A 1,075-nucleotide genomic window follows, 5' to 3' on the forward strand; every position below is an offset into this window, starting at 1 on the left:
TGTACTTGGCAGGCACGTTGGTGACACGGGGTTGTGAAAGGGGAGGACCTCCCGGCTTAGTGGAGATGTCTGACGTCTCTTCCAAACCAAGGAGGCCCTCGTGGCCCACGCTAACGCTCGTCTGACGGTCCATGGCCGTCGTCTTCTGATCGATCGAGTCATCGGCGCTGGCCGACCGGTCGCTCACGTAGCCAAAGAGCTTGGAATCTCGCGCCAGTGCGCCCATCGGTGGGTGGCGCGATTCCGAGCCGAAGGACCTGCGGGCCTGGCTGATCGGTCGTCGCGACCGCACCGATCTCCGGGGCGAACACCGCCGGCCGTCGAGGCCGCCGTGCTGGCGATGCGCCGGCTCGAGCGGCGTGGTCAGGACTGGATCGGTCCCGAGCTCGGGATCCCCGCCAGGACGGTCGGAGCGATCCTGGCCCGCCACCAGGTCCCGCTGCTGCGTGAGTGCGACCCGCTGACCGGTGAGCTGATCCGCGCCTCCAAGACCACCACGCTGCGTTACGAACGCGACCGGCCCGGCGACCTGGTCCACATCGACGTCAAGAAGATCGGCCGGATCCCACCCGATGGTGGCTGGCGCGCCCACGGCCGAGGAGAACGCCCCAGCCACAAACGCGGACTCGGCTACGACTACATCCACGCAGCCGTCGACGACCACTCCCGCCTGGCCTACGCCGAGATCCACGCCGATGAGAAGGGCGCAACCTGCGCAGACTTCATCACCAGGGCCGCCGAGTTCTTCGCCAGCCACGACATCAGCATCAGCGAGGTCATCAGCGACAACGCCAAGAACTACGTCCTCTCACGCGACTTCCAGAACGCGCTCGTCGACATCGGAGCGAGACATCTGACGATCCGCCCACACTGCCCCTGGCAGAACGGCAAGGTCGAACGCTTCAACCGCACCCTGCAGACCGAGTGGGCCTACCGCCAGGTCTTCACCAGCAACGACCAACGCAGCGCAGCCCTCGCGCCCTGGCTCGACTTCTACAACAATCAACGACGCCACTCAGCCCTCGCAGGACTGCCCCCGATCAGCCGAGTGTCATGAACGTCCCCGCCAAGTACA

The 1,075-nt window shown here is 66.0% G+C and carries 1 protein-coding gene; it reads left to right on the forward strand.

Features of this window, described 5'->3' with window-relative positions; genetic code table 11:
- The first annotated feature begins 100 nt into the window (after positions 1-100).
- Positions 101-1,057, forward strand: coding sequence for an IS481 family transposase (locus tag AC3WRM_RS18400; RefSeq protein ID WP_492250000.1), 957 nt, complete (start codon positions 101-103; stop codon positions 1,055-1,057).
- Positions 1,058-1,075: the final 18 nt, after the last annotated feature.

The sequence above is a fragment of the Aeromicrobium sp. EU05-FHT14F07 genome, assembly GCF_058790455.1.